Below are 20,813 nucleotides of genomic sequence, written 5' to 3' on the forward strand. Positions count from 1 at the left end.
GCAATCATGTCTCCTGTTGGCCATCACGGCTGTGTGCGGGCGCGGAAATGCGCCGATCGGTCTCCGCCCTGGCGAAGGGCACCAGGGCCCAAGTCGCGGTGAGCCCGATGAGGCAGGTCAGGCCCAGATAGTGCAATGCCGGCGTGGCGCTTAAGGACAGCAAGCCGAAGGCCAGCAGGCTCGACGCGCAGGACAGGCTGATCGCCAGCCAGGCCGCCGGGCTGTCGGGGTGCTCGGTGCTGAAGATACCTGCGTCGAGGCCGATACCCAGTACCAGCAGCAGCCCCAGTAGATGAAACAGCGTCAGGCCGATATTCAGCGCGCTGAACAACGCCAGCGTCGTGACTACCGCTCCCAGTGGGGGCAGCAGTACACGCCAGGCCCGAAGCCGATAGCGCCAGCCGAACAGTAGCGCCAACCCCACTACGGCGACCGTCAACCATAGGGCGATCTGATCGCGCAGCCGTGCCAAATGCTCCGATAGGGTTGCCACCCGATCCTGATAATGGACATGTGCTGATGCCGCGAACCGGCCGAGCGCTAGGTGAGCGACCCCATCGGCATCGCCCAGTGCGATCAGGGCGGCCAGTTGGGGAGCCTCATCACCAGACGTGGATACTTCGCCAAGCCACAGCCTGTTATCGGCACGTCCCGCCGGCATCTTTAGCCAAATGTCGAGGGTCAGCTGCGGCACCGTGCGTAGCGGTTCGAGGGCGGACTCCCTCAGTGCCGGGGGCAGTCCGGCCTGGGCGATCAATTCGGGTAGGGCGGTGGCATAGGTCTGGCGCACCCGTTCCAGGTTGGCTCGCTGGGTTGCTGGCGAGGGTACCGCCTGGGCGAGATGCCGATAGTGGGACAGATGTCCCTGTGCCTGCAGCTCCGCGAGGGGGGCTTCCAGGGCTTCCAGTCGCTCCAGCAACTCGGCTTCGTGATCGGCGGTGACGACCAGGTAGCGGTTGCCGGACGGGCGTTCCAGCAAGGCCTGTACGCGCTGCTGCTCGGCGATCAGCCCGACGGGCGAAGGGTTGAGCTGGCGCAGGTCGTCGTTGGCTGCCAGGCGTGTGAGAATCAATAGCCCCGCGCCTAACCCCAGCATGGCCAGCAGGCACCAGCGATAGGGCGCTCGAGATGGCAGACGCAACCTGTTCAGCCGAGTCGCTAGGTTTACTGTCACGGGATGAGGACGCGGGGAGAACCACGGTAGCCACAGCCGCACGGTCAGCCACGCGCCGATCAATCCCAACGCGGCGAAGGTGGCCATCTGGCGCAGCCCCGGCATGGGGGTGGCCAGCTGGGCGAGATAGGCGGCCAGGCTGGACACCAGACCCAGCAGTAGACCGGGCCAGAGGCGTGCCAGCGGTTGCTTGGGCGTCAGTTGGCGAGCGCACTGCAGGTGCAGGGCGTAGTCGACCGCGATGCCGATCAAGCTGGCACCGAACGCCAACGTGAGCAGGTTGAGCGTGCCGAACAGCAGCCAGGTCAATGGCAGTGCGAACAGCACGCCGCAGGCGACCGGCAGCAACAGGCTGGCGAGGATCGCAGCGCTTCGAAACGTGACCCACAGCAGCAAGCCGATACCCAGCAGCGAGCCCAGCCCGATGGTGGAGATTTCCCGTTTGGCCTGTTGCGCCCCCGCGGCGGCATGGAATACCAGGCCGCTGCGCAACAATTCGGCCTCGGGGTGAGCATCGCGAAAGCTAGACAGCGCCGTGACAAGCCGCCGTTGCAGGGCCATGTCGTAAGGGCTGGCGGAGAGCTGGCCGCTGACGATGAACCAGTATTTCCCGCCCTCACTGATGGCAGGCAGGCCATCGATCAGGCGGACCGGAGTATCGAAGCGCTGTTCCAGCCAGGCATCGAGCAGGCCGAAAGGATCGCGCCGCGGATCGGCATCGCTGCCGGGGGTGAACAGCCGCGTCAGGCCGCGCCGCACCCAGGCCTCGCTATCGGCGCTGGCGAGGGGCTCGGCCAGCAGGCGATAGCGGTACGGCGCCAAGGCGCTGTCGGGCCGTTCCAAGTCGGTATCATCGAGGCTGCTGACGCTGGTGGAATCCCATAGACGGGCCTTCAGGTCGCTGATCAACTCGCTTGGGGACTCGCCACTGACCAGCAGCACGAAGCGATCCTCGAAGGCCTGTGTCAGGCGCTGTTCGGCCCGTTCGATCAGGCCCGCCTGGCGGGTTTCTGGCAGTAATGCGGTGATGCGCGTATCCAGTGGCCTCCCCTGGCTCAATAAACCGGCCAGTAGAATGGCGCAGCCCAGCAGCAGCCCGGCCCAACCCCAGGCGGCGAACCATTCGACTCGATTGGGACGTTGCGCATCGCTCACGGTGAAGCGTTACCCTCGTCGCGCTCTTCACAAGCGGTCGGTGTCAGGGTCAGGTCGAGTCGGTCGCCGTCGGTGAACTCGAGCTCGACCCGCTCCACCTGCCGGGAACCGCTCACCCGCAGTTGCGTGAGTCGTTCGGCAACCGCCGTCTCGTTGGGTGTCAGGTTGGCCTGCCACTCTTCCAGCTCGCCGCTGAGTTCGATCGTAAAGTGCCGCTCCAAGGCCCGCCAGTCGCCGGACACGAGACCGGAAAAGACCGGGGCGACGACCTGGAAGCCGCGCGGCAGATCGTCGTTGTCTTCACTCAGGACCACGCGATCATTCACTGGCGCGGTCGTCTGCCAGACGAGGCCATCTTCGTGGCGTTGGAAATGGCCGCGGCTATCCAGTCGTGTCTCGAGATCGGCCAGCCAGCGAGACTGCTCGAAGCGGCCGCATTGCGGGGCATGAGCGGCCAGGCGTTCGGCAAGCGCAGCGTCATTTGGTGTCGCCCCCACCGCGGCGGGAGCGGTCAGGCATAGGACGACACACATTCTCTGTGAGAGGCGCATCACGGATTGACCTCCTGCCAGGCGAGCAGTCGCTCGACCAGCGGCGGTGGCGATACCAGGCGCATCTCATGGTCGTCCAGCCCTACTGCGACCTGTACGCTCCAGGCCCGGGTCAGGCGCTTGCGCGACTCGGCATCGCGGATGGTGTAGTCGATCTTGAGTCGATGTTCCCACTCGCTCATGCGTGCTTCGATGACGATCCGCTGAGCGAAGGTTATCGGGGCGGCATAGCGCAGGCGCAGGTCGATCACTGGCCAGGCGAACCCCGAGGCCTGCATCTGTGGATAGTTGTAATCGATGGCATCTAGCAACTCGCAGCGGGCGATTTCCAGATACCGTACATAGTGGCCGTGCCAGGCCACCTGCATCATGTCGACATCGTGGAAGGGGATCGTCAGCTCGGTTTCGCAGCGCGGCAGCGGGCGGTCATCTGGCGTCATACAGGCTCCAGCGGCGTTGGCGAATCAGGTTACACAGGGTGCGCAGTTCGGATTCAAGGGCGCGATCTTCGCCCAAGGCCGGAAAAATCTCCCGACAGGCATCGAGAAAGCCGGCCAGGCGCTCGGGAAGCGGGGGCGCATCGGCAAGACGACCGCGCAGTTCGACGGCCTGGCAGGTGGCGTGCAGCGTGGCGGCGGCGACCTGTTCGACGAGAGTCAGTACACGCAGGGCATCGCGAGCGGCGATGGTCCCCATGCTGACCTTGTCCTGGTTGTGGCATTCGGTGGAGCGCGAGAAGACGCTGGCCGGCATGGTCAGTTTGAGCGCTTCGGCAGTCCACGCCGAAGCGCCGATCTGCACGGCCTTGTAGCCATGGTTGAGACTGGCCCGCTCGGGTGTGGCACCACTCAGGTTGCTGGGCAGGCCATGGTTGAAGCGGGAGTCGACCAGCAGCGCCAACTGGCGGTCGAGCAGGTCGGCCAGGTTGGCGCAGGCTTGCTTGAGGCTGTCCATGACGAAGGCGACGTGGCCGCCGTAGAAATGGCCACCGTGCATGACCTTGCCGTGCTCGGCATCGATCAGAGGATTGTCGTTGGCGCTATTGAGCTCGTTCTCGAGAAACTGGCGCCACCAGGGCAGGGCGTCTTCCACCACGCCGATCACGTGCGGCGCGCAGCGTGTCGAGTAACGGTCCTGCAGACGGGGTGAGTTGCGTGGCGTTGCGGAAGCATGCAGGTCGTTGCGCAGGCGCTCGGCCACGCGATTCTGGCCGGGATGCGGCTTGGCGGCGAACAGGTCGGCGTCGAAGTGATAGGTGTTGCCGTCCAGCGCATGGACCGACAGTGCCGTGATGCGTGTGGCAAGCTGCGCCAGATAGGCAGCCCGGGCGAAGGCGAACACGCCCAGCGCGGTCATCACTGCGGTACCGTTCATCAGTGCCAGGCCTTCCTTGGGTTTCAGCCGATAGGGTGCGAGGCCACGTTCGGCAAAGACCTCGGAGGTCGCGCGGCGTTGGCCTCGGTCGAACACTTCGCGCTCGCCACAAAGTACCGCAGCCAAGTACGACAGCGGCGTCAGGTCGCCGCTGGCCCCCACCGAACCCTCCTCGGGAATGACTGGCACGATATCGTGCTCGAGCAGCCAGGCCAGGCGTTCCAGGAGTTCGATGCTGACTCCCGAGACGCCGCGGCACAACGATACCAGGCGCACCATGACCACGGCTCGCGCGGCTTCCACCGACAGCACCTCGCCCAGGCCACAGCCGTGGAAGGTGTACAGCTGGCGCGGCAGTTGCTCCAGGTCGCAGGCCGGCACTTCGCGGGTGCAGGAGTCGCCATAGCCGGTGGTGACGCCGTAGACCACGCCATCTTCTTCCAGCAGGCGCTCGAGAAACGCATTGCCGCGGGCGATGCGCTCACGGAATTCGGCCGCTGACGACAGCACGACGCGACGGTGGCCTTCGGCAACGGCCAGTACGTCCTCGAGGGTGACGGTCGAGCCATCCAGCGTGAGCGGTTCGCTGGTGATGGGACCGGCAAGCGGGTCATGGAGAGTCGTCATGAAGGTATCCAGTGTCGTTCATCCAGAACGGATAGAAATTGAACCATTGCAGGGGATGTCGCCGAACGCGTTCGGCCAAGTGGTCGGCATGGCGCTGCATGGCGTCGGCGATCCATGCTTCGCGCTGGCGACGTGGCAGTTCCCCGGTGTCGTCGAGGGCTTCGAAGTCGATTCGGAACCTGCCGTCCTCGCGTACGCAGGCGAGGGTATACAGCGGGCAGCGCAATAACGTGGCAAGCCAGAACGGACCTTCGGGAAATCTGGCGCGATCGCCGAGAAAATCGAGACACTGCGACCGCCCCTCCGACAGGGAAAGACGATCGGCGGCGATGACCACATAGCCGCCGGCGTGAATGCGTTCGGCCAGCGCCTGGGCGGTGGCCGGCGTGATCTCGCTGACTTCGAGCACATGCGGGCGGGGTCGGCCTGTGACGCGCTCCAGCAGTGCATTGAACTTGCGCGCATTGCGGGTATGCATCATCACCGTCAGCTCGAGTCCGGGGTGCCGTTCGGCGAGGGCATTGACCACGTCGAGGTTGCCGTGGTGAGCGACCAGGATCAGGCCGCCCCGGCCGCCGTCGATGGCGGCACTGAACCGCTCGAAGCCCGTGCCGGTCAGGCGCTCGTCGGCGATATCCCCGCTCCACGCCGCGACCTTGTCCATCAGCGCATCGCCGAAGGCGAGAAAGTGGCGATAGCTGTGCCACCAGCGGACGAGCGGTCGTTGCCCGAGATGAGGATAGAGGCGTTGCAGATAGGACTGGGAAGCCTGTCGTGCCGTGGCATGCGCCAGGAAGTACCACAGCATGACCGGCCACAGCACGAGCCGGAAGGGCCAGCGTCCCAAGTGGCGCTGTATCGCCACCATCAGGGTCATGCCGGCGATGGTGCCGCGCTCACCGATCTGGGCCCAATGGCGATTCATGAGCCCACCTCAGCGGGTTGCCTTCGCAGACGTCGAGCCAGGAGGTGGGGCAGGCGTAGCAGCATGCCGAAGAACAGGCGGGTATGCATCATGGAGATCTGGCGATTGTCGCGCCACAGCGCGAAGTGGCTTATGCCATCGCGAGGGTAATGCACCCGTACCGGGCGCTGCGTCAGGGCGCCGCCAGCCCAGTGCCAGCGCACCAGTACCTCGGTGTCGAAGGTCATGCGGTTGCCGCAGGGGTGGCGTGCCAGTAGGCGGTTGAGCGCTGCGACCGGGTAGAGCCTGACGCCGCACATGGAATCACGAATTTCCAGGGACAGGGTGTTGATCCATACCCACACATGGGTCGCGTAACGGCCGTAGAAGCGTGCTCGCGGAACGCTGGCATCATAGCGCGGGTAACCGACCACCAACGTTTCGGGAGCCGACTCCAGTTCGGCAAGAAAGGCCGGCAGATCCTCGCAAGCATGCTGGCCGTCGGCGTCCACCTGCAAGGCATGGGTATATCCCAAACACTGGGCCTGCTCGAGTCCGGCTCGCACCGCAGCACCCTTGCCCTGGTTGGTGGTCAGGCGCAGCAAGTGGTGTCCGTTCCCGGCGAGGCGGTCGAGTTCGGCCGCGCATTCGGCATCACAGCCATCGTCCACCAGCAGCAGAGGAAGCCCCAGGATGGCCAGTTCGTCGCAGAGTGGGCCGATCGTGGTGGGGTGGTTATAGACCGGAATCAGGATGCAGGGACGCGGCTCAGCCATGGCCCCCTCCGGGCCGGGTCAGCAGGCGCACATGCCCGGCGCAATGCCGGCCCTCGTGCGAGTCGATGGCGAAAGCGATGCCGTCATCGCGACGCGTCAACTGCAGCGTGAAGCGCGAGCCCGGGCGTAACACACGCTGGAACTTCAAGCGCTCGATACCCTTGAACTCGCCTGTCTCACCGAAGCTGTCGTTGGCGAGTTCGATGGCCCATTGCACCATGACCACGCCTGGCACCAGCGGGTATTCTTCGAAGTGCCCTTCGAGAAAGACCAGGCGTTCCGGCACTTCCAGGGTCAGGAGGCAGGAAGCGGGGTTAGGGCGGCGCTCGCCCAGCCAGCGTGGCGTCTTGGTGTCGTCGAGATCGGCGAAAAGCCGGCTGACCAGACCACGGTCGAGCTTGCCCTGGGCATTGCTCGGCAGGGCATCGACGAAGCGCCAGTAGCGCGGGATGGCGACGCGTTCCAGGTGGCGTGACAGCTGCGTACGCAGGCGCTGAATCAGCTCATGGCGGGTATCGTGCCGGTGCGGCATGCATTCGTCGTGCAGTGCGACCACGGCCCCCAGGCGTCCATCGGATCGACCGAGATCGATACAACGGGCCTCACTGACTTCCGGTATGGCGGCGAGGGCATGCTCGATATGATCCAGCGAGACGCGTTTGCCGGCGATCTTGACCAAGCGATCGGCGCGGCCCAGCAGCTCGAATCCAGCGGTCGTCCGGGCGACGCGGTCGGGTTGTTGCCACCAGCTTTGTGGGGCTTCCAGGAACGGCGAACGCAGCGCCAGGCACTCGCCCATGAAGGATAGCTCTACACCTGGCAGGGCCTCCCAGGTTGAGTCCTGCGTTTGCCGGCGCTGAGCGATTCCTCCGGTCTCGGTACTACCATAAATCTCGATCACCGAAGTATGCAGCAGGTTCTCGGTGCGCCGGGCATGCTCTGCCGCGAGCGGGGCGCCGGAGGAAAACACGCGGCGGGATCGGGGCAAGTCGTGCCACGGCAGATGTTCCGGCAGTCGTGACAACTGGGCAGGAGAACTCACCACCACAGGCACGAGGCCGGTATCACCGGCCTCGTGAAGGCGTGCCGCCAGCACTTCCGGGTATCGGGATTCGTCGCCACTGAAAGGAACGCCGGCACACAAAGGGTGCAGCACGCCGGTAAGCAGGCCATAGATGTGCTGGTGGCTGACCTGCGAGATGACACAGCTATCGGCCAAGGGCCACAGTTCGGCGTGGACGGCCAGTTCCGCATCGAGTTGGTCGAAACGCTTGGCCAGGCGTATGGGGTCGCCGGTGGAGCCCGAGGTGTAAAGCACGATCGCCGTATCCGTGGGGGCGAGCGACTCGGGATATGCAGGAGTGGCAGGGTGGTTGGCGCTCTGCTCGCCAGGGGTCTCGGGCAGCGTGCCGTCGACATCCATGGCAAGCCGGACCAGGGTTTCGGGTCGATCATCGGCCGGTAATACTGCCACACGACCGCTTTCCCACAGCGCAGCCAGAGCCGCGCAGAATTCCCTGGGGTGACGTCGGCAGAGCAGCCACTGGCCAGCGGGTTGGTCGGCCAGCCAACGACGCCAAGCATCGATACGCTGGGTGAGCGAGAACGGATCGACCCAGTGCCGCGGGAGTGAGTGCTGATTCGTGATTGCTCTACGCCAGGGCAATCGAGTTAGCGGAACGAATGTCACGACAAGCTCCTTCGCAGCCGGTGGCGCAGCAGCCATTCACCGGCAAACATCATGGCGATCAGGGCGTAGCTGATAACGCCGTTGTATAGCGTCCAGGTCGCCAGGTCGGCAAACGCTGTCCAGCAGGCAATGGCTCCGTTGAAGACGAAGAAACCGCACCATGCCCAGGTGACCCGGCGGGTATAGCATATTCCGGCCGGTAGCAGATCGGGCTCGTGCAGGCGCGCCAGGCGCTCGGCGATCGGCATACCCCGCCACAGGCTGGACAGAAAAACGGCCAGCATGACGATGTTGACGGCGACGGGGTAGGCACGCATGCCGAGTTCGGCATGCCCCAAGCCCCCCAGGGCCAGCAACAGTGCCGCCGCCAAGGTGGCCAGATATCGAGCCTGTGGCATTCGCCAGGCGAGCAGCAAGGCGCCGATCGCCAATAGAGGCCAGCTACCCAGGCGGTCATGCAGGACGAAGACCAGTACAGGCCAGGCTAGCGCTATGCCGGCGCCGAGCCACTTGAGCGCTTGTCCCGGCATCTCTCAGCGGTGCATCAAACGTTCGACGGCGTTGACGACGTCATCGATAGTGCGCACCGATTTGAAGTCGTCGGGGTTGATGCGCCGGCCGGTAAACTGCTTGAGTTCGACGACCAGGTCCACGGCATCGATGCTGTCGATATCCAGGTCTTCGTAGAGCCGCGCTTCGGGGGTGATGTCAGCGGTATCGAGGTCGAACAACTCAACCAGTGTCTTGCGTACGTGAGCCAATATTTCGGTGCGATTTCCGGAGGCGGTATCAGTTGACACGACGGGCCTCCACGAGTGACTGCAAGGCAGTCAGGCTGGAGAAATGGTGGCGGGTTTCCTCAGCTTCGGCGTCAAGCTTGATGCCGTAGCGCTTTTGCAAGGCCAAGCCGAGTTCGAGGGCATCGATGGAGTCTAGCCCCAGCCCATCGCCGAATAGCGGGGCTCCAGGATCAATATCGCCGGGAGTGATGTCCTCGAGTTCCAGCGTGTCGATGATCAGGCGCTTGAGTTCAAGCGTCATGTCGCATGTATCGCTCATGGTCAAATCGTTCCAGTTCCCTGTTGAAGAGATCGCTTAGCCGATCTGTTAGTTGTCTGGCGAGCTGCCCGGTAGGCTGTTGGTTGTCATGGTTGATAGGCAGGTCGTCGAGAACACGCAGTTCCATATGGACCTTGCTCGCCGGGATATGATACCAAGGCTCGCCCTTGGTCAGTGTGGTGGGATTACAGCGTATCAGTACTGGCGTGATCGCCGTTTCCGTCCGCAATGCGATGTTTGCCCCACCGCGCCTGAATTTGATGGGACGCTGCGGCTTGGTGCGGGTGCCTTCCGGAAAGAGGACCAGCGAATGGCCTTTCCTGAGGCTCTCCCTCGCGGCCTCCAGCACCCCTTCGGGCCCGTTGTTGGTAATATAGCCTGCCGCGCGGATCGGGCCGCGTGTGAAGGGGTTGCTGGCCAGCCTTCCCTTGACGATACAGTTGGCTTGGGGCATGTGCGCCAGCAGGAAAATGACATCGATCAATGATGGATGGTTGGCCAACACCAGCAGGCCGGGGCGTTGCAGTCGTTCCTGGTGATCGAATTGATAGTCGAGTACTCCGAGGCCTTGCATCAGGTTGATAAAACCCCGGAAGCATCGCTGGATGAGGCGCCTTGCCAGATAATGTCGTCGCTCGTTGTCGCGCACGCATAGGCTCAACAAGGGGGCGATCACCAGGCCGATGAACAGGCCCCCGATGCCGAAGGTGATGAAGGAAAGAGTGGTGCCCAGTCCACGCCACCATCTGTTCAGATTCATTCCGCCCCCAGTTGCCACCGGTGCCGACCGACGAGGTAGGGGGTGTCGCCGCTGAGCCAGGCCATTACTTCGAGAGGTGACGGGCGGGCGCTGCATGCGGGATCAGAAGCCATGAGTCTGCGGCCCCGGTCCAGTGTCAGCCGCATGCCGACAGCACAGGCGGTACCTGGGTGCTCTGTGTGGCCTTGGTAAGCCGAGGGAAGTGGTCCTTCCGAAAAAACTGCGACGATGGCTCGGTGACCTTCCATGAGATAACCCCGAGCTTCATGAAGAATTGCGTCGAATTCATCGCCACAGGCCCCTAGAGCCTGTAAGGGGTGATGATCGCCGCAAGAAATGGAGTGAACGCCGAGAACCGCATTGTGCACCGACATGGAAAAGCGCGTCGGGGAGATGGGCTCGCCGCTCTCCAACGCTTCGAGCATACCCAAGGTGTGGGTGGTATCGCCATGGCGGGAAGCATGCACCAATGGTAGTTCCACCTCCGGATCCAGTGCCCTGAGGATTTCGCAGGTGGCGCGCCCGGTATCATCGAGGCGTCGTCGCAACATGGCCGGCAGGCTCTTGCCTGGCTGAGCCTCGACTCGATGGCTCGGGTCACAGATGGCCACTGTCTCATCGGGAAGCCACCCCCGCCAGTCTTCGAGATATAGGGATAGGGACACTGCTCTCACGGCTCGTGCGTAAAAAGGGGAAGGATTGTAACTTGATTGCGCGACCTGTGAAAGCGTGTGTTACAAAATCATTCATGAGAGTTTATTAAAGTATGGTTAGTGTATCCTCCGTCGGGCTCGGCATAAGCTTAACTGCAAGCTGCAGTGAGTAGCGCTGACAGTGCCGAGATAGGTTCGGTGTAATATGCGTATGCAGGGAAGAGTATTAATAGGGAAGGTTGTAAGTCCTGAGGTACATATTGTTACTGGTTTGGCGCAGCGTTTCAGTGAGGCAAGCGAAGAGTGACTGTCCATGCGAAGAAAAGTCGAAAAATTGCTACAGAGATGGCGCGTGGATCGAGTTAATTGAAAAAATTTTGAACGACTCTCGAAAGGACGTCATACAGTCGATGTTTGGGCTGTGATAAGTATTTTTAGTCTCGAGTTGCATGATTGATTGGTTAAATCATGTGAGCTCTGGTCTGGTCGAGAGTGCGGTCGGAGCTCTTTCGTACTCATGTCGCTGATGCTAAGCGCATTTGAGATCAACTGATCTGGAAAGGGTGGCCAGCATTTTTATAGCTCCTCCGGGGTCTGCTAGGCCCTAGGCTAGGCTGCAGCTAAATTTAAGCACGCACTGTCCCTTGGCTTGGTCTGCAGATAAGTAAATTTACATCATTTTTTTGGCTAAAGTTAGACTAAAGGCGTATGTGTTTGGTGTTGTGTTTGCCTAGAATATCGTAATTTCATCAATGTCAGACATTTTGTCTCTGACGCAACGGATTGCTCGCTGTCCGCAAGGGAGTGTACCTGCATGCATGCCTTGACCCTGTTGTCGTTCCTGTTCTTTACCGGCCTGGTGGCCCTCATCACTTGGCGCCTGACCCGACGCGACGATCATGAGAGTACCAGTGGCTATTTCCTCGCCGGCCGCTCGTTGACCTTTCCGCTGATCGCCGGCTCATTGCTGATGACCAACCTCTCCACCGAGCAGATGGTGGGGCTCAACGGGGCGGCCTTCAGCGATGGCCTGAGCGTGATGGCCTGGGAGGTGGTGGCGGTCATCGCCCTGGTCGCCCTGGCGCTGTTCTTCCTGCCGCGTTTCTTGCGCAGCGGCATCGCTACCCTGCCGCAAATGCTGCTGATCCGCTTCGACGCCGGTACCCAACTGATCTGCAACGTCATCTTCCTGATCGCCTATGCGGTGATCCTGCTGCCGATCATTCTCTACTCCGGCGCCATGGGGCTGCAGGGCATGCTCGATCTCTCCGGCCTGACCGGGATCGAATCGTCGACGCTGCTGCTGTGGCTCACTGTCTGGGTGGTGGGAATCATCGGCTCCATCTACGCCCTGTTCGGCGGGCTGCGCACCGTAGCCGTATCGGACACGTTGAACGGCGTCGGGCTATTGATCGGCGGCTTCGTCATCGTCTACTTCGGCCTGCAGGCGGTCAGTGGCGACGGTGGCCTGCTCGAGGGCTGGAATATCCTCAAGGAGAGCGATCCGCAAAAGCTCAACTCGATCGGCGGCTCCGACCAGCAAGTGCCGTTCTCCACCCTCTTTACCGGCGTGTTCCTGATCAACCTCTTCTACTGGACCACCAACCAACAGATCATCCAGCGTACCTTCGCCGCCAAGAACCTCGCCGAGGGCCAGAAAGGCGTCCTGCTGACCGGCTTCTTCAAGCTGCTCGGTCCACTGTACCTGGTGCTGCCGGGCATCATCGCCTATCACCTCTATGCCGATCAGGGCGTGCGCGCCGACGAAGCATACGGTCACCTGGTGTTCAACGTGTTGCCGCCGTACCTCACCGGCTTCTTCGCTGCGGTGATGGTGGGCGCCATCCTGTCGTCGTTCAACTCGGCGCTCAACAGTACCACCACCATCTTCAGCCTCGGCATCTACAAGGGCGTGCTGAAGAAGGATGCCACGGACGAGGAAGTAGTGAAGTCGGGCAAGGTATTCGGTTGGATCATGGCCATTGCCACCATGACCATCGCACCGCTGCTCGCCGGTCAGGAGAGCCTGTTCGGCTACCTGCAGAAGATGAACGCCATTTATTTCATCCCCATTCTCGCGGTAGTGATCGTCGGCCTGCTCACCAAGCGCGTGCCGCCCATGGCGGCCAAGATTGCCCTGGTTGGCGGCTGTCTGCTGATTGCCGCGGGCTATTTCGTGCCGCCGTTCGATCGGCTTCCGCTGGTCATGCACGAGTTCCACTTCGTGGCCGGCGTGTTCGTGCTGCTGGTCGTCCTGATGCTGGTGATCGGCAAGCTGCGTCCGCGCGAGACCGACTGGGTGCACGAGGACAGCGGCGCCGTCGATCTCACGCCCTGGCGTGGTGCCGTGCCCGTGGGGCTCTTGCTGGTGGTGCTGGTGGTCATCATCTACGCCACCTTCGCCGGCGGTTGAGGCTGCGCGTAGAGGCGGGTCGTCAGGCTCGCCTCTTTTTTATTTGTGACGGCAAATGTCTGACATTTATGGCGGCATTGTTCTATAGTCGCTGCACCACGTCATCATCAGGATCTTTCTCGGGAGGGCTGCAATGACACTGGTTTCGCTGCCACGTCATCACGGCGGTGCCGATGGCCTGGCCAGACTGCTGGGCCAGGCGCTGTTGGCGGGTCACTGGCACCCTGGCGAGACGTTTCCCCGCGAACGCGACCTCTGCGCGCATTTCGAGGTCAGCCGCAACCAGGTGCGCAATGCCCTGGCGACCCTGGTTGCCCTCGGCCTGATCGAGCGCACCGCGGGGCGCGGCAGCGTGGTCTGCGAGATTGGCGAATGGCATCTGCTCGATCCGCTGGTCAGCACGTGGATGGCCGAGATCGAAGCGCCCGATCCCCAGCTGCTGCGCGAGATCTTCGCCTTTCGCCATTCGGCGGAACCTTCCGTCGCCCGGCTGGCAGCACGAGCGGCCGAGGCGGAGGATCTCGAACGCCTCGAGGCGGCCTTCCAGGGCATGCGGCGTACCGCCGGCAGGCCGGAAGCCAGTGCCCAGCACGCGGAATACGACGTGGCCTTCCATGACGCCATCTATCGTGCCAGCCACAACCTGGTGTGGCGCCAGATGGGGCACCTGCTGCGGCCCTCGATCGTTGCCTTGATCCAGCGTTCTCAGGCCCATCTGCAGCCACAGCGAGATGGTCTGGAGGACAGCCTGGCGCGCCATGGTCGTCTGCTCGAGGCGATCCGCTGCCGCGACGCTGACGCTGCCGAAGCTGCCGCCACCGATGTGCTGCGGCGTACCGCCGTCGACCTGGGCATCGTCGCCGACGCTCCGGCTCGATCCATCCTGGCGCCGATAGCCGAATACAACGTTCATGCCAAGGAGCGCTCAGAATGAAGATCACTCGACTCAAGACCTGGCAGGTGCCGCCGCGCTGGCTGTTCCTCAAGATCGAGACCGACAGCGGCTGCTATGGCTGGGGCGAACCGGTCATCGAAGGCCGCGCTGCCACCGTGGAGGCCGCGGTCCACGAACTCGCCGATTACCTGGTCGGCCAGGACCCGCATCGCATCGAACACCTGTGGAACACGCTCTACCGCGCCGGCTTCTATCGCGGCGGCCCCATCCTGATGAGCGCTATCGCCGGCATCGACCAGGCGCTGTGGGACCTCAAGGGGCGCGACCTGGGCGTGCCGGTGCATCAACTGCTGGGCGGCGCCGTGCGCGAGCGCATGCGCATGTACGCCTGGACCGGCGGCGACCGGCCAAGCGACGTGGGGGCGGGAGCCAGGGAGCTGGTCGAACGCGGCTTCACCGCCTTCAAGATGAACGGCACCGCCGAGATGCAGATCGTCGATTCGCACCGCAAGATCGACGAGGCCGTGGCACGCGTGGCCGAGGCCCGCGAGGCGGTGGGCCCCGAGGTGGGCATCGCCATCGACTTCCACGGTCGGGTGCACCGGCCCATGGCCAAGGCGCTGCTGCGCGAGCTGGAGCCTTATCATCCGATGTTCGTCGAGGAGCCGGTGGCCCCCGAGCACCTGCCGGCGCTCAAGCACATTGCCGGCGGGCTCGGCTATCCGCTGGCCACCGGCGAACGGCTGCACACGCGCTTCGAATTTCGCGACCTGCTCGCCGACGGCATGATCGACATCATCCAGCCTGACCTCTCCCACTGCGGCGGCATCAGCGAGGGGCTGAAGATCGCCATGCTGGCTTCGGCCCATGACGTGGCCCTGGCGCCGCACTGCCCGCTTGGCCCGTTAACCCTGGCGGCGTCGCTGCAGCTGGATGCGGTGAGCCACAACGCCTTCATCCAGGAGCAGAGCATGGGCATCCACTACAACCAGGACAACGACGTGCTCGACTACCTGGTCGACAAGTCGGCGCTGGCCATCGAGGACGGCTTCTGTGCCATTCCCCAGGGGCCGGGTCTCGGCGTGGAGATCGACGAGGCGTTCGTCGAGGCGCGGGCCAAGGTGGGGCATCGCTGGCGCAACCCGGTATGGAGCCATGAGGACGGCTCCATCGCCGAATGGTGAAGGGGGTGGCCATGAACGACGAGGTGCGCAAGCGGCTGGCGTGGGTCGCCGTGGACTGGGGCTCGAGCCATCTGCGTGCCTGGGCCATGGACGCGCAGGGCGGGGTGCTGGTACGGGCAGGCAGCGACAAGGGCATGCTGGCCCTGGCGCCCGAGGACTACGAGCCCGCCCTGCTCGAGGCGATCGGTGACTGGCTGCCCGCTTCCGGTCGCGTGCCGGTGTGGGTCTGCGGCATGGCCGGTGCCCGCCAGGGCTGGCGCGAGGCGGCCTACCTGCCGGTGCCGGCACCCCTGAACGACCTCGCCCGCGGCGCCGTCGTGCCAACGGTGCGCGACCCGCGGCTGGCCGTGCGTCTGCTGCCCGGGCTGTGCCAGCACGCCAACGAGGCAGGGCGCGGTTTCGACGTGATGCGCGGCGAAGAGACCCAACTGGCCGGCCTGGTAGCCCTCGAACCCGGCTTCTCGGGCCTGGTCTGCTTGCCCGGTACCCATGCCAAGTGGGCCTGGCTGGATGAGGGTTCGGTCGTGCGCTTCGCCACGGCGCTTACCGGCGAACTCTACGCTCTGCTGGCCAGCCAGTCGGTGCTCAAGTACTCCGTGGACGATGCCGAACTCGCCGAGCCTGGCTGCCGCGAGGCGTTCGTTGCCGCAGTGCGCGAGGCAGCCACCGAGCCCGGGCGCTTCAGCCAGTGGCTGTTCGCGCTGCGTGCCGCCGATTTGCTCGACGATTCGCTTCCGCGCGGTCAGGCGCGGCACGCCCGTCTGGGGGCTCGCCTCTCGGGTCTTGCCATCGGCCTGGAGCTCGCCGGCATGCGTCACGACCTGTCCGACGCGTCGGTCACCCTGATTGGCAGCGAGGCGCTGAACACCCGCTATGGCCTTGCCCTCGAGGCGCTTGGCCACGATAGCCGCCGCCTCGACGGCGAAGCGGCAGTGCTGGCCGGCCTGGGGCTGGCACAGGCCGGCTCATGACGTCTGCAAGGAGGTTGCCCATGACTCTGTCCAAGACTCTGCCGTTAATCGGTATCCTGCGTGGTATCACCCCGGAAGAGGCGGTCGCGGTAGGCGAGGCGGTACTCGCCGCTGGCATCGAGACCCTCGAAGTCCCACTCAACTCGCCCGAGCCGCTGGAGAGTATCCGTCGCCTGGTCGACGCCCTGGGCGATCGTGCCCTGGTAGGTGCCGGTACCGTGCTCAGCCTGGGCCAGGTGCGTGAGGTGCATGCTGCCGGGGGGCGCCTGGTGGTTTCGCCCAACTGCCGCCCCGCGGTGATCGAAGCCTCGCGCCAACTCGGCATGCAGAGCTGGCCAGGCGTGCTGACACCGTCGGAGGCCTTCGATGCGCTGGATGCCGGTGCCACCGGCCTCAAGCTGTTTCCCGCCGTTCAGGTGGGCGTGGAGGGGATGAAGGCGCTGCGGGCCGTGCTACCTGGCGACACCCGGCTCTATGCCGTGGGAGGTATCGGCGCGGACGAGTTCGCCGCCTGGCGCGCTGGCGGTATCAGCGGTGCCGGCCTGGGGAGTGCCCTCTATCGCCCCGGACAGTCGCCCGAGCAGGTGGGCAAGCAAGCGCGGGCGCTGGTGGCAGCCTGGCGGGCTGCTGACAGCGAGGCGTGAACCCGAACTCGGCATTGATCTTTTCCTTGCATTTTTTCTGCTGCGACGCGGCTGGATTCAGCCGCGGGGCGGGTAGCGGGTGTCGCGCAGGCTATCCTTGATCTTCTTCAGGTGGGGCAGGAAGTCCTCGCCGCGGCGCAGGGTGACGCCGGTGGCCAGCACGTCGATCAGGGTGAGCTGGATCATGCGCGAAGTCATCGGCATGTAGACGTCGGTGTCCTCAGGCGTGGGCACCTCGAGCGTCTCGGTGCACTCCGCAGCCAACGGCGATCCAGGGGCGGTGATGCCCAGCACCACGGCACCGCTCTCGCGCGCCAGTTGGGCGATGTCGACCAGTTCACGGGTGCGGCCGGTCCAGGAAATGATCACCACCACATCGCCGGTGTGGCAGGCCGAGGCGACCATGCGCTGCATCAGCACGTCGACGTAGGAGGTGACCGGCAGGTTGAAGCGAAAGAACTTGTGCTGGGCGTCCTGGGCCACGGCACCGGAGGCGCCCAGGCCGAAGAAGTGAATCTGCTTGGCCTGGATCAGGTAGTCCACCATGCGCTCGATGCGGGCCGGGTCGAGCGTGCGGCTGGCCTCGTCCAGGGCGGCGATGGTGGCGCCGAAGATCTTGCGTGTGTAAGCCTCCGCTGCATCGCCGGGCTCCACCGACTGGCTGACATAGGGCGTGCCGCCGGCCAGGCTCTGGGCCAGCTTGATCTTGAAGTCGGGATAGCCCTTGGCGTTGAAGCTGCGGCAGAAGCGGTTGACCGTGGGTTCGCTGACCGAGGCCGCCTGGGCCAGACTGGCAATGCTCAGGCCGGTGGCCCGGGCCGGGTCGGCCAGAATGACGTCTGCTACCTTGCGCTCGGAGCGATTGAGCTCCTCGAGGCGTTGACGGATTCGTTGCAGCAGGTCGTGGGCCATGATGGTTGAGACTCTCCGGGAATGATGATGTAGTGATTTAACAACATGATCGCCAGCTATCCTATCGCGGAGTGCCGGCCGGGGCGAATTGACCTATAGGTATAGACGATTTTGAGTGTAATATTACAAAATATTTGTTGATCGGAAGGGCGTTTTTACGTATTTTTTGTGTAAATTAACCAGATGGGGGCGGATATGAAAGCAACCAAGCGGCCAGAGGAAGAGAGTCGGCCGGTCATCGATCTCGCGCTGTTTGGTGCCCTGGGCGACCTGTCGCTGCGCAAGCTCTATCCGGCGCTCTATCACCTCGACCGCGAGGGTCTGCTGCATGACGACACGCGCATCCTCGGGCTGGCCCGCCAGGAGCTGAAGCCCGACGCCTTCCGCCGGCAGGTTGCCGACACCCTGCAGACCTACGTCAAGCCCGCGGAACTCGACCGCGAAGCCGTCAAGCGTTTCATCGCGCGCCTCGATTACCTGCAGCTCGATTTCGCCACCCCTGAGGGCTATCGCGGCATTGCCGAGTGGCGTGAGGCCGTGCGCCATGGCACCGTGGTCTGCCCCCTGGTGGTCTACCTGGCCGTACCGGCGAGCCTGTACGGTGATATCTGCCGTAATCTGCAGGCCGGCGAATGCCTGGACGAACTCTCCCGCGTGGTGGTCGAGAAACCGATCGGCTATGACTTCGAATCCTCCTGCGAGATCAACGATGCCATCGGTGAAGTGTTCCCGGAGTCCCGGGTCTACCGCATCGATCACTATCTGGGCAAGGAAACCGTCCAGAACCTGATCGCGCTGCGCTTCGCCAACCCCTTGTTCGGCACCCAGTGGAACCAGAACCATATTTCCCACGTAGAGATCACCGTGGCCGAGCAGGTCGGCATCGAAGGGCGTTGGGGGTACTTCGATCGTGCCGGCCAGCTGCGCGACATGGTGCAGAACCATTTGCTGCAGTTGGTCTGCCTAATCGCCATGGATCCGCCGGCCAACCTGGACGCCGACGCCATTCGAGACGAAAAGGTCAAGGTGCTCAAGGCGCTGCAGCCGTTCAGCGAAATCAAGCTCAACCGAGACGTGGTGCGCGGCCAGTACATCGCCGGCACCATCAAGGGCAAGGGGGTGCCGGGCTATCTGGAGGAGGAGGATGCCAACCGCGACAGCGACACCGAGACCTTCGTCGCCATAAAGACCGGCGTGTCGAACTGGCGCTGGGCCGGGGTGCCATTCTACCTGCGCACGGGCAAGCGGATGCCGGAGAAGCTGTCGCAGATCGTCATCCATTTTCGCCAGCAGCCGCACTACATCTTCGACCCCGACCAGCGCAACCTGGCGGCCAACAAGCTGATCATCCGCCTGCAGCCCGACGAGGGTATCGCGCTGGAGGTACTGACCAAGGATAGCGGCCTGGACCGGGGCATGCGTCTGCGCCGCGGCCCGCTGCACCTGGATTTCGGCAGCGCCTTCCCCCAGACGCGGATACCCGATGCCTACGAGCGATTGCTGCTCGAGGTGATGAAAGGGCAGCAGTACCTGTTCGTGCGCCGCGACGAGGTGGAGCATGCCTGGCACTGGTGCGATAGCCTGATCGCCGCCTGGAAGGAAATGGGTGAGCCACCGCGGCGCTATCCGGCCGGCTCCTGGGGGCCGGTAGCCTCCATCGCCATGATCACCCAGGATGGGCGCAGCTGGTACGAGGACTACTGAATATGACGCAAGCGAATGCCAGGCCGCGCGAGCAGCTTGCCGAGCAGCTCGCCGAAGCCACCAGCGAAGCGCTGCGCCAGGACCTGGCGCAGCAGGAGCGGGTTCTGCTGGTACTTTCCGGAGGCTCGACGCCGGTGCCCTACTTCCAGGCCCTCTCTCGGCAGGAGCTGCCCTGGGAACGGGTCGACGTGACCCTGGCCGACGAGCGCTGGGTGAACGAGTCGGACGAGGCGAGCAATGCCCGCCTGGTACGTCGTCATCTGCTGCAGGGCAACGCAGCAGCGGCCAGCTTCGTACCCCTGACCACCGATGACGAGACACCGGAGCAGGGTGTCGAGGCGGTCACCCAGCGTATCGAGGCGCTGAGTTGGCCCGCCAGCCTGGTGGTGCTGGGCATGGGCGGAGACGGTCACACCGCCTCGCTGTTTCCCGATAGCCGCGAGCTGGAGCTGGGGCTCACCACCGATGCCCCGGTGCTGGCTGCGCGCACGCCCAGCCAGCCCCAGCCACGTATCACCCTGAGTGCCGACCGGCTGCACCAGGCGCGGCGTCACGTGCTGCACATCACCGGCGACGACAAGCGCAGCGTGCTGGCCCGGGCCATGTCCGGTGACGATTCGCGTGAACTGCCGATCCGCGCCTTCCTTTCCTGCCCGTTGGCCGTCTACTGGGCCCCCTGAACTTGGAGTCTTGCTCATGACCATCGACAAACAGCTGCCGTCTACACGCACCACCGAGCTCGACAGCATCTGCCTCAAGGCCGAGGTCATTCCGGTGCTGGCCATCGAGCGCATCGAGGACGCCGTGCCGCTGGGCCGCGCCCTCGTCGAAGGCGGACTCACCGTGCTGGAAGTGACCCTGCGTACCGACTGCGCACTGGAAGCGGTGAAGCGCCTCAAGCAGGCTCTGCCCCAGGCCAGCATCGGGGTGGGAACGGTGCTCACGCCGGCTCAGTATCGCCAGAGCGAGCAGGTGGGCGCCGACTTCGTGGTCACCCCTGGTACCACCGAGGCGCTCTATCGCTACGGCGTGAGCAGCCCGGTGCCGATGCTGCCCGGCGTGGCTACCGTGTCCGAGCTGATGACCGGCTGGCAGTACGGCTACCGTCGCTTCAAGTTCTTCCCCGCCGAAGCCAGCGGCGGCGTCAAGGCGCTCAAGGCCTTCGCCGGACCGATTCCCGAAGCGCGTTTTTGCCCTACCGGTGGCATTACCCTCGACAACGCCGAGGACTACCTGGCACTGAAGAACGTGATGTGTGTGGGCGGCTCCTGGCTGACGCCGAAATCCCTGGTAGACGCCGAGGACTGGACCGGCATTCGCCAGCTCGCCAAGGAGGCTGCCCAGCGCTTCCATCACTGAGCATTGGC

21 protein-coding genes are annotated in these 20,813 nt (G+C 64.0%); 8 read left to right on the forward strand and 13 right to left on the reverse strand.

Features of this window, described 5'->3' with window-relative positions:
- Positions 1-4: 4 nt before the first annotated feature.
- The 12 genes from ACUY1T_RS13835 to ACUY1T_RS13890 are packed head-to-tail and all read right to left on the reverse strand — an operon-like array spanning position 5 to position 10,744.
- The gene (locus ACUY1T_RS13835) at positions 5-2,329 is read right to left on the reverse strand and encodes an MMPL family transporter (RefSeq protein WP_446023728.1); all 2,325 of its coding nucleotides are present in this window, start codon (positions 2,327-2,329) and stop codon (positions 5-7) included.
- On the reverse strand, positions 2,326-2,880 hold the full coding sequence (locus ACUY1T_RS13840) for a LolA-related protein (protein ID WP_446023971.1): 555 nt from the start codon (positions 2,878-2,880) through the stop codon (positions 2,326-2,328). Before ACUY1T_RS13840 ends, ACUY1T_RS13835 begins: the two co-directional genes overlap by 4 nt.
- Positions 2,880-3,320: an acyl-CoA thioesterase gene (locus ACUY1T_RS13845; RefSeq protein WP_446023730.1), complete on the reverse strand. Its 441-nt coding sequence runs from the start codon at positions 3,318-3,320 to the stop codon at positions 2,880-2,882. Before ACUY1T_RS13845 ends, ACUY1T_RS13840 begins: the two co-directional genes overlap by 1 nt.
- Positions 3,307-4,881, reverse strand: coding sequence for an HAL/PAL/TAL family ammonia-lyase (locus ACUY1T_RS13850; protein ID WP_446023731.1), 1,575 nt, complete (start codon positions 4,879-4,881; stop codon positions 3,307-3,309). The genes ACUY1T_RS13845 and ACUY1T_RS13850 overlap by 14 nt, the downstream gene beginning before the upstream one ends.
- Positions 4,865-5,806, reverse strand: coding sequence for an LpxL/LpxP family acyltransferase (locus ACUY1T_RS13855; protein ID WP_446023733.1), 942 nt, complete (start codon positions 5,804-5,806; stop codon positions 4,865-4,867). The genes ACUY1T_RS13850 and ACUY1T_RS13855 overlap by 17 nt, the downstream gene beginning before the upstream one ends.
- Positions 5,803-6,561 (reverse strand): glycosyltransferase family 2 protein, encoded by a 759-nt coding sequence (locus tag ACUY1T_RS13860; protein ID WP_446023735.1) that lies wholly within the window; start codon positions 6,559-6,561, stop codon positions 5,803-5,805. Before ACUY1T_RS13860 ends, ACUY1T_RS13855 begins: the two co-directional genes overlap by 4 nt.
- The gene (locus tag ACUY1T_RS13865; RefSeq protein ID WP_446023737.1) at positions 6,554-8,251 is read right to left on the reverse strand and encodes an AMP-binding protein; all 1,698 of its coding nucleotides are present in this window, start codon (positions 8,249-8,251) and stop codon (positions 6,554-6,556) included. Before ACUY1T_RS13865 ends, ACUY1T_RS13860 begins: the two co-directional genes overlap by 8 nt.
- A complete protein-coding gene (locus tag ACUY1T_RS13870; protein ID WP_446023738.1) occupies positions 8,248-8,781 on the reverse strand; it encodes a hypothetical protein in 534 nt (177 codons plus the stop codon). Before ACUY1T_RS13870 ends, ACUY1T_RS13865 begins: the two co-directional genes overlap by 4 nt.
- Before the next feature lie 3 nt (positions 8,782-8,784).
- Complete coding sequence (locus ACUY1T_RS13875; RefSeq protein WP_446023740.1) at positions 8,785-9,051, reverse strand: acyl carrier protein; 267 nt, start codon at positions 9,049-9,051, stop codon at positions 8,785-8,787.
- Positions 9,041-9,310: a phosphopantetheine-binding protein gene (locus tag ACUY1T_RS13880; RefSeq protein ID WP_446023742.1), complete on the reverse strand. Its 270-nt coding sequence runs from the start codon at positions 9,308-9,310 to the stop codon at positions 9,041-9,043. Before ACUY1T_RS13880 ends, ACUY1T_RS13875 begins: the two co-directional genes overlap by 11 nt.
- Entirely contained in the window at positions 9,282-10,070 is a 789-nt protein-coding gene (locus ACUY1T_RS13885; protein ID WP_446023743.1) for a lysophospholipid acyltransferase family protein, read from the reverse strand. Before ACUY1T_RS13885 ends, ACUY1T_RS13880 begins: the two co-directional genes overlap by 29 nt.
- Positions 10,067-10,744, reverse strand: a complete 678-nt coding sequence (locus ACUY1T_RS13890) for a beta-ketoacyl synthase chain length factor (RefSeq protein WP_446023745.1) — start codon at positions 10,742-10,744, stop codon at positions 10,067-10,069. The genes ACUY1T_RS13885 and ACUY1T_RS13890 overlap by 4 nt, the downstream gene beginning before the upstream one ends.
- 793 nt (positions 10,745-11,537) lie before the next feature.
- Here ACUY1T_RS13890 and ACUY1T_RS13895 point away from each other — a divergent pair.
- From ACUY1T_RS13895 to ACUY1T_RS13915, 5 genes are all read left to right on the forward strand, one after another.
- Positions 11,538-13,136: a solute:sodium symporter family transporter gene (locus tag ACUY1T_RS13895; protein WP_446023746.1), complete on the forward strand. Its 1,599-nt coding sequence runs from the start codon at positions 11,538-11,540 to the stop codon at positions 13,134-13,136.
- A 133-nt stretch (positions 13,137-13,269) separates the two neighbouring features.
- Positions 13,270-14,070 (forward strand): FadR/GntR family transcriptional regulator, encoded by an 801-nt coding sequence (locus ACUY1T_RS13900; RefSeq protein WP_446023748.1) that lies wholly within the window; start codon positions 13,270-13,272, stop codon positions 14,068-14,070.
- Positions 14,067-15,215 (forward strand): galactonate dehydratase, encoded by a 1,149-nt coding sequence (gene dgoD, locus ACUY1T_RS13905; protein ID WP_446023750.1) that lies wholly within the window; start codon positions 14,067-14,069, stop codon positions 15,213-15,215. The genes ACUY1T_RS13900 and dgoD overlap by 4 nt, the downstream gene beginning before the upstream one ends.
- A gap of 11 nt (positions 15,216-15,226) precedes the next feature.
- Positions 15,227-16,186: a 2-dehydro-3-deoxygalactonokinase gene (locus ACUY1T_RS13910; protein ID WP_446023752.1), complete on the forward strand. Its 960-nt coding sequence runs from the start codon at positions 15,227-15,229 to the stop codon at positions 16,184-16,186.
- 20 nt (positions 16,187-16,206) lie between these two features.
- Entirely contained in the window at positions 16,207-16,830 is a 624-nt protein-coding gene (locus ACUY1T_RS13915; protein WP_446023754.1) for a 2-dehydro-3-deoxy-6-phosphogalactonate aldolase, read from the forward strand.
- A gap of 57 nt (positions 16,831-16,887) precedes the next feature.
- Here the strand turns inward: ACUY1T_RS13915 and ACUY1T_RS13920 are convergent, their stop codons facing one another.
- Complete coding sequence (locus ACUY1T_RS13920) at positions 16,888-17,742, reverse strand: MurR/RpiR family transcriptional regulator (protein ID WP_446023756.1); 855 nt, start codon at positions 17,740-17,742, stop codon at positions 16,888-16,890.
- A gap of 195 nt (positions 17,743-17,937) precedes the next feature.
- On the opposite strand from ACUY1T_RS13920, the gene zwf reads away from it, so the two are divergent.
- Genes zwf through ACUY1T_RS13935 form a run of 3 tightly spaced genes read left to right on the forward strand, consistent with a single transcriptional unit; the run spans position 17,938 to position 20,805 of the window.
- Complete coding sequence (zwf, locus tag ACUY1T_RS13925) at positions 17,938-19,446, forward strand: glucose-6-phosphate dehydrogenase (RefSeq protein WP_446023758.1); 1,509 nt, start codon at positions 17,938-17,940, stop codon at positions 19,444-19,446.
- A gap of 2 nt (positions 19,447-19,448) precedes the next feature.
- Entirely contained in the window at positions 19,449-20,126 is a 678-nt protein-coding gene (pgl, locus tag ACUY1T_RS13930; RefSeq protein ID WP_446023760.1) for a 6-phosphogluconolactonase, read from the forward strand.
- Positions 20,127-20,142: 16 nt separating this feature from the next.
- Entirely contained in the window at positions 20,143-20,805 is a 663-nt protein-coding gene (locus ACUY1T_RS13935; protein WP_446023762.1) for a bifunctional 4-hydroxy-2-oxoglutarate aldolase/2-dehydro-3-deoxy-phosphogluconate aldolase, read from the forward strand.
- Positions 20,806-20,813: the final 8 nt, after the last annotated feature.

Source organism: Billgrantia sp. Q4P2 (assembly GCF_052806135.1).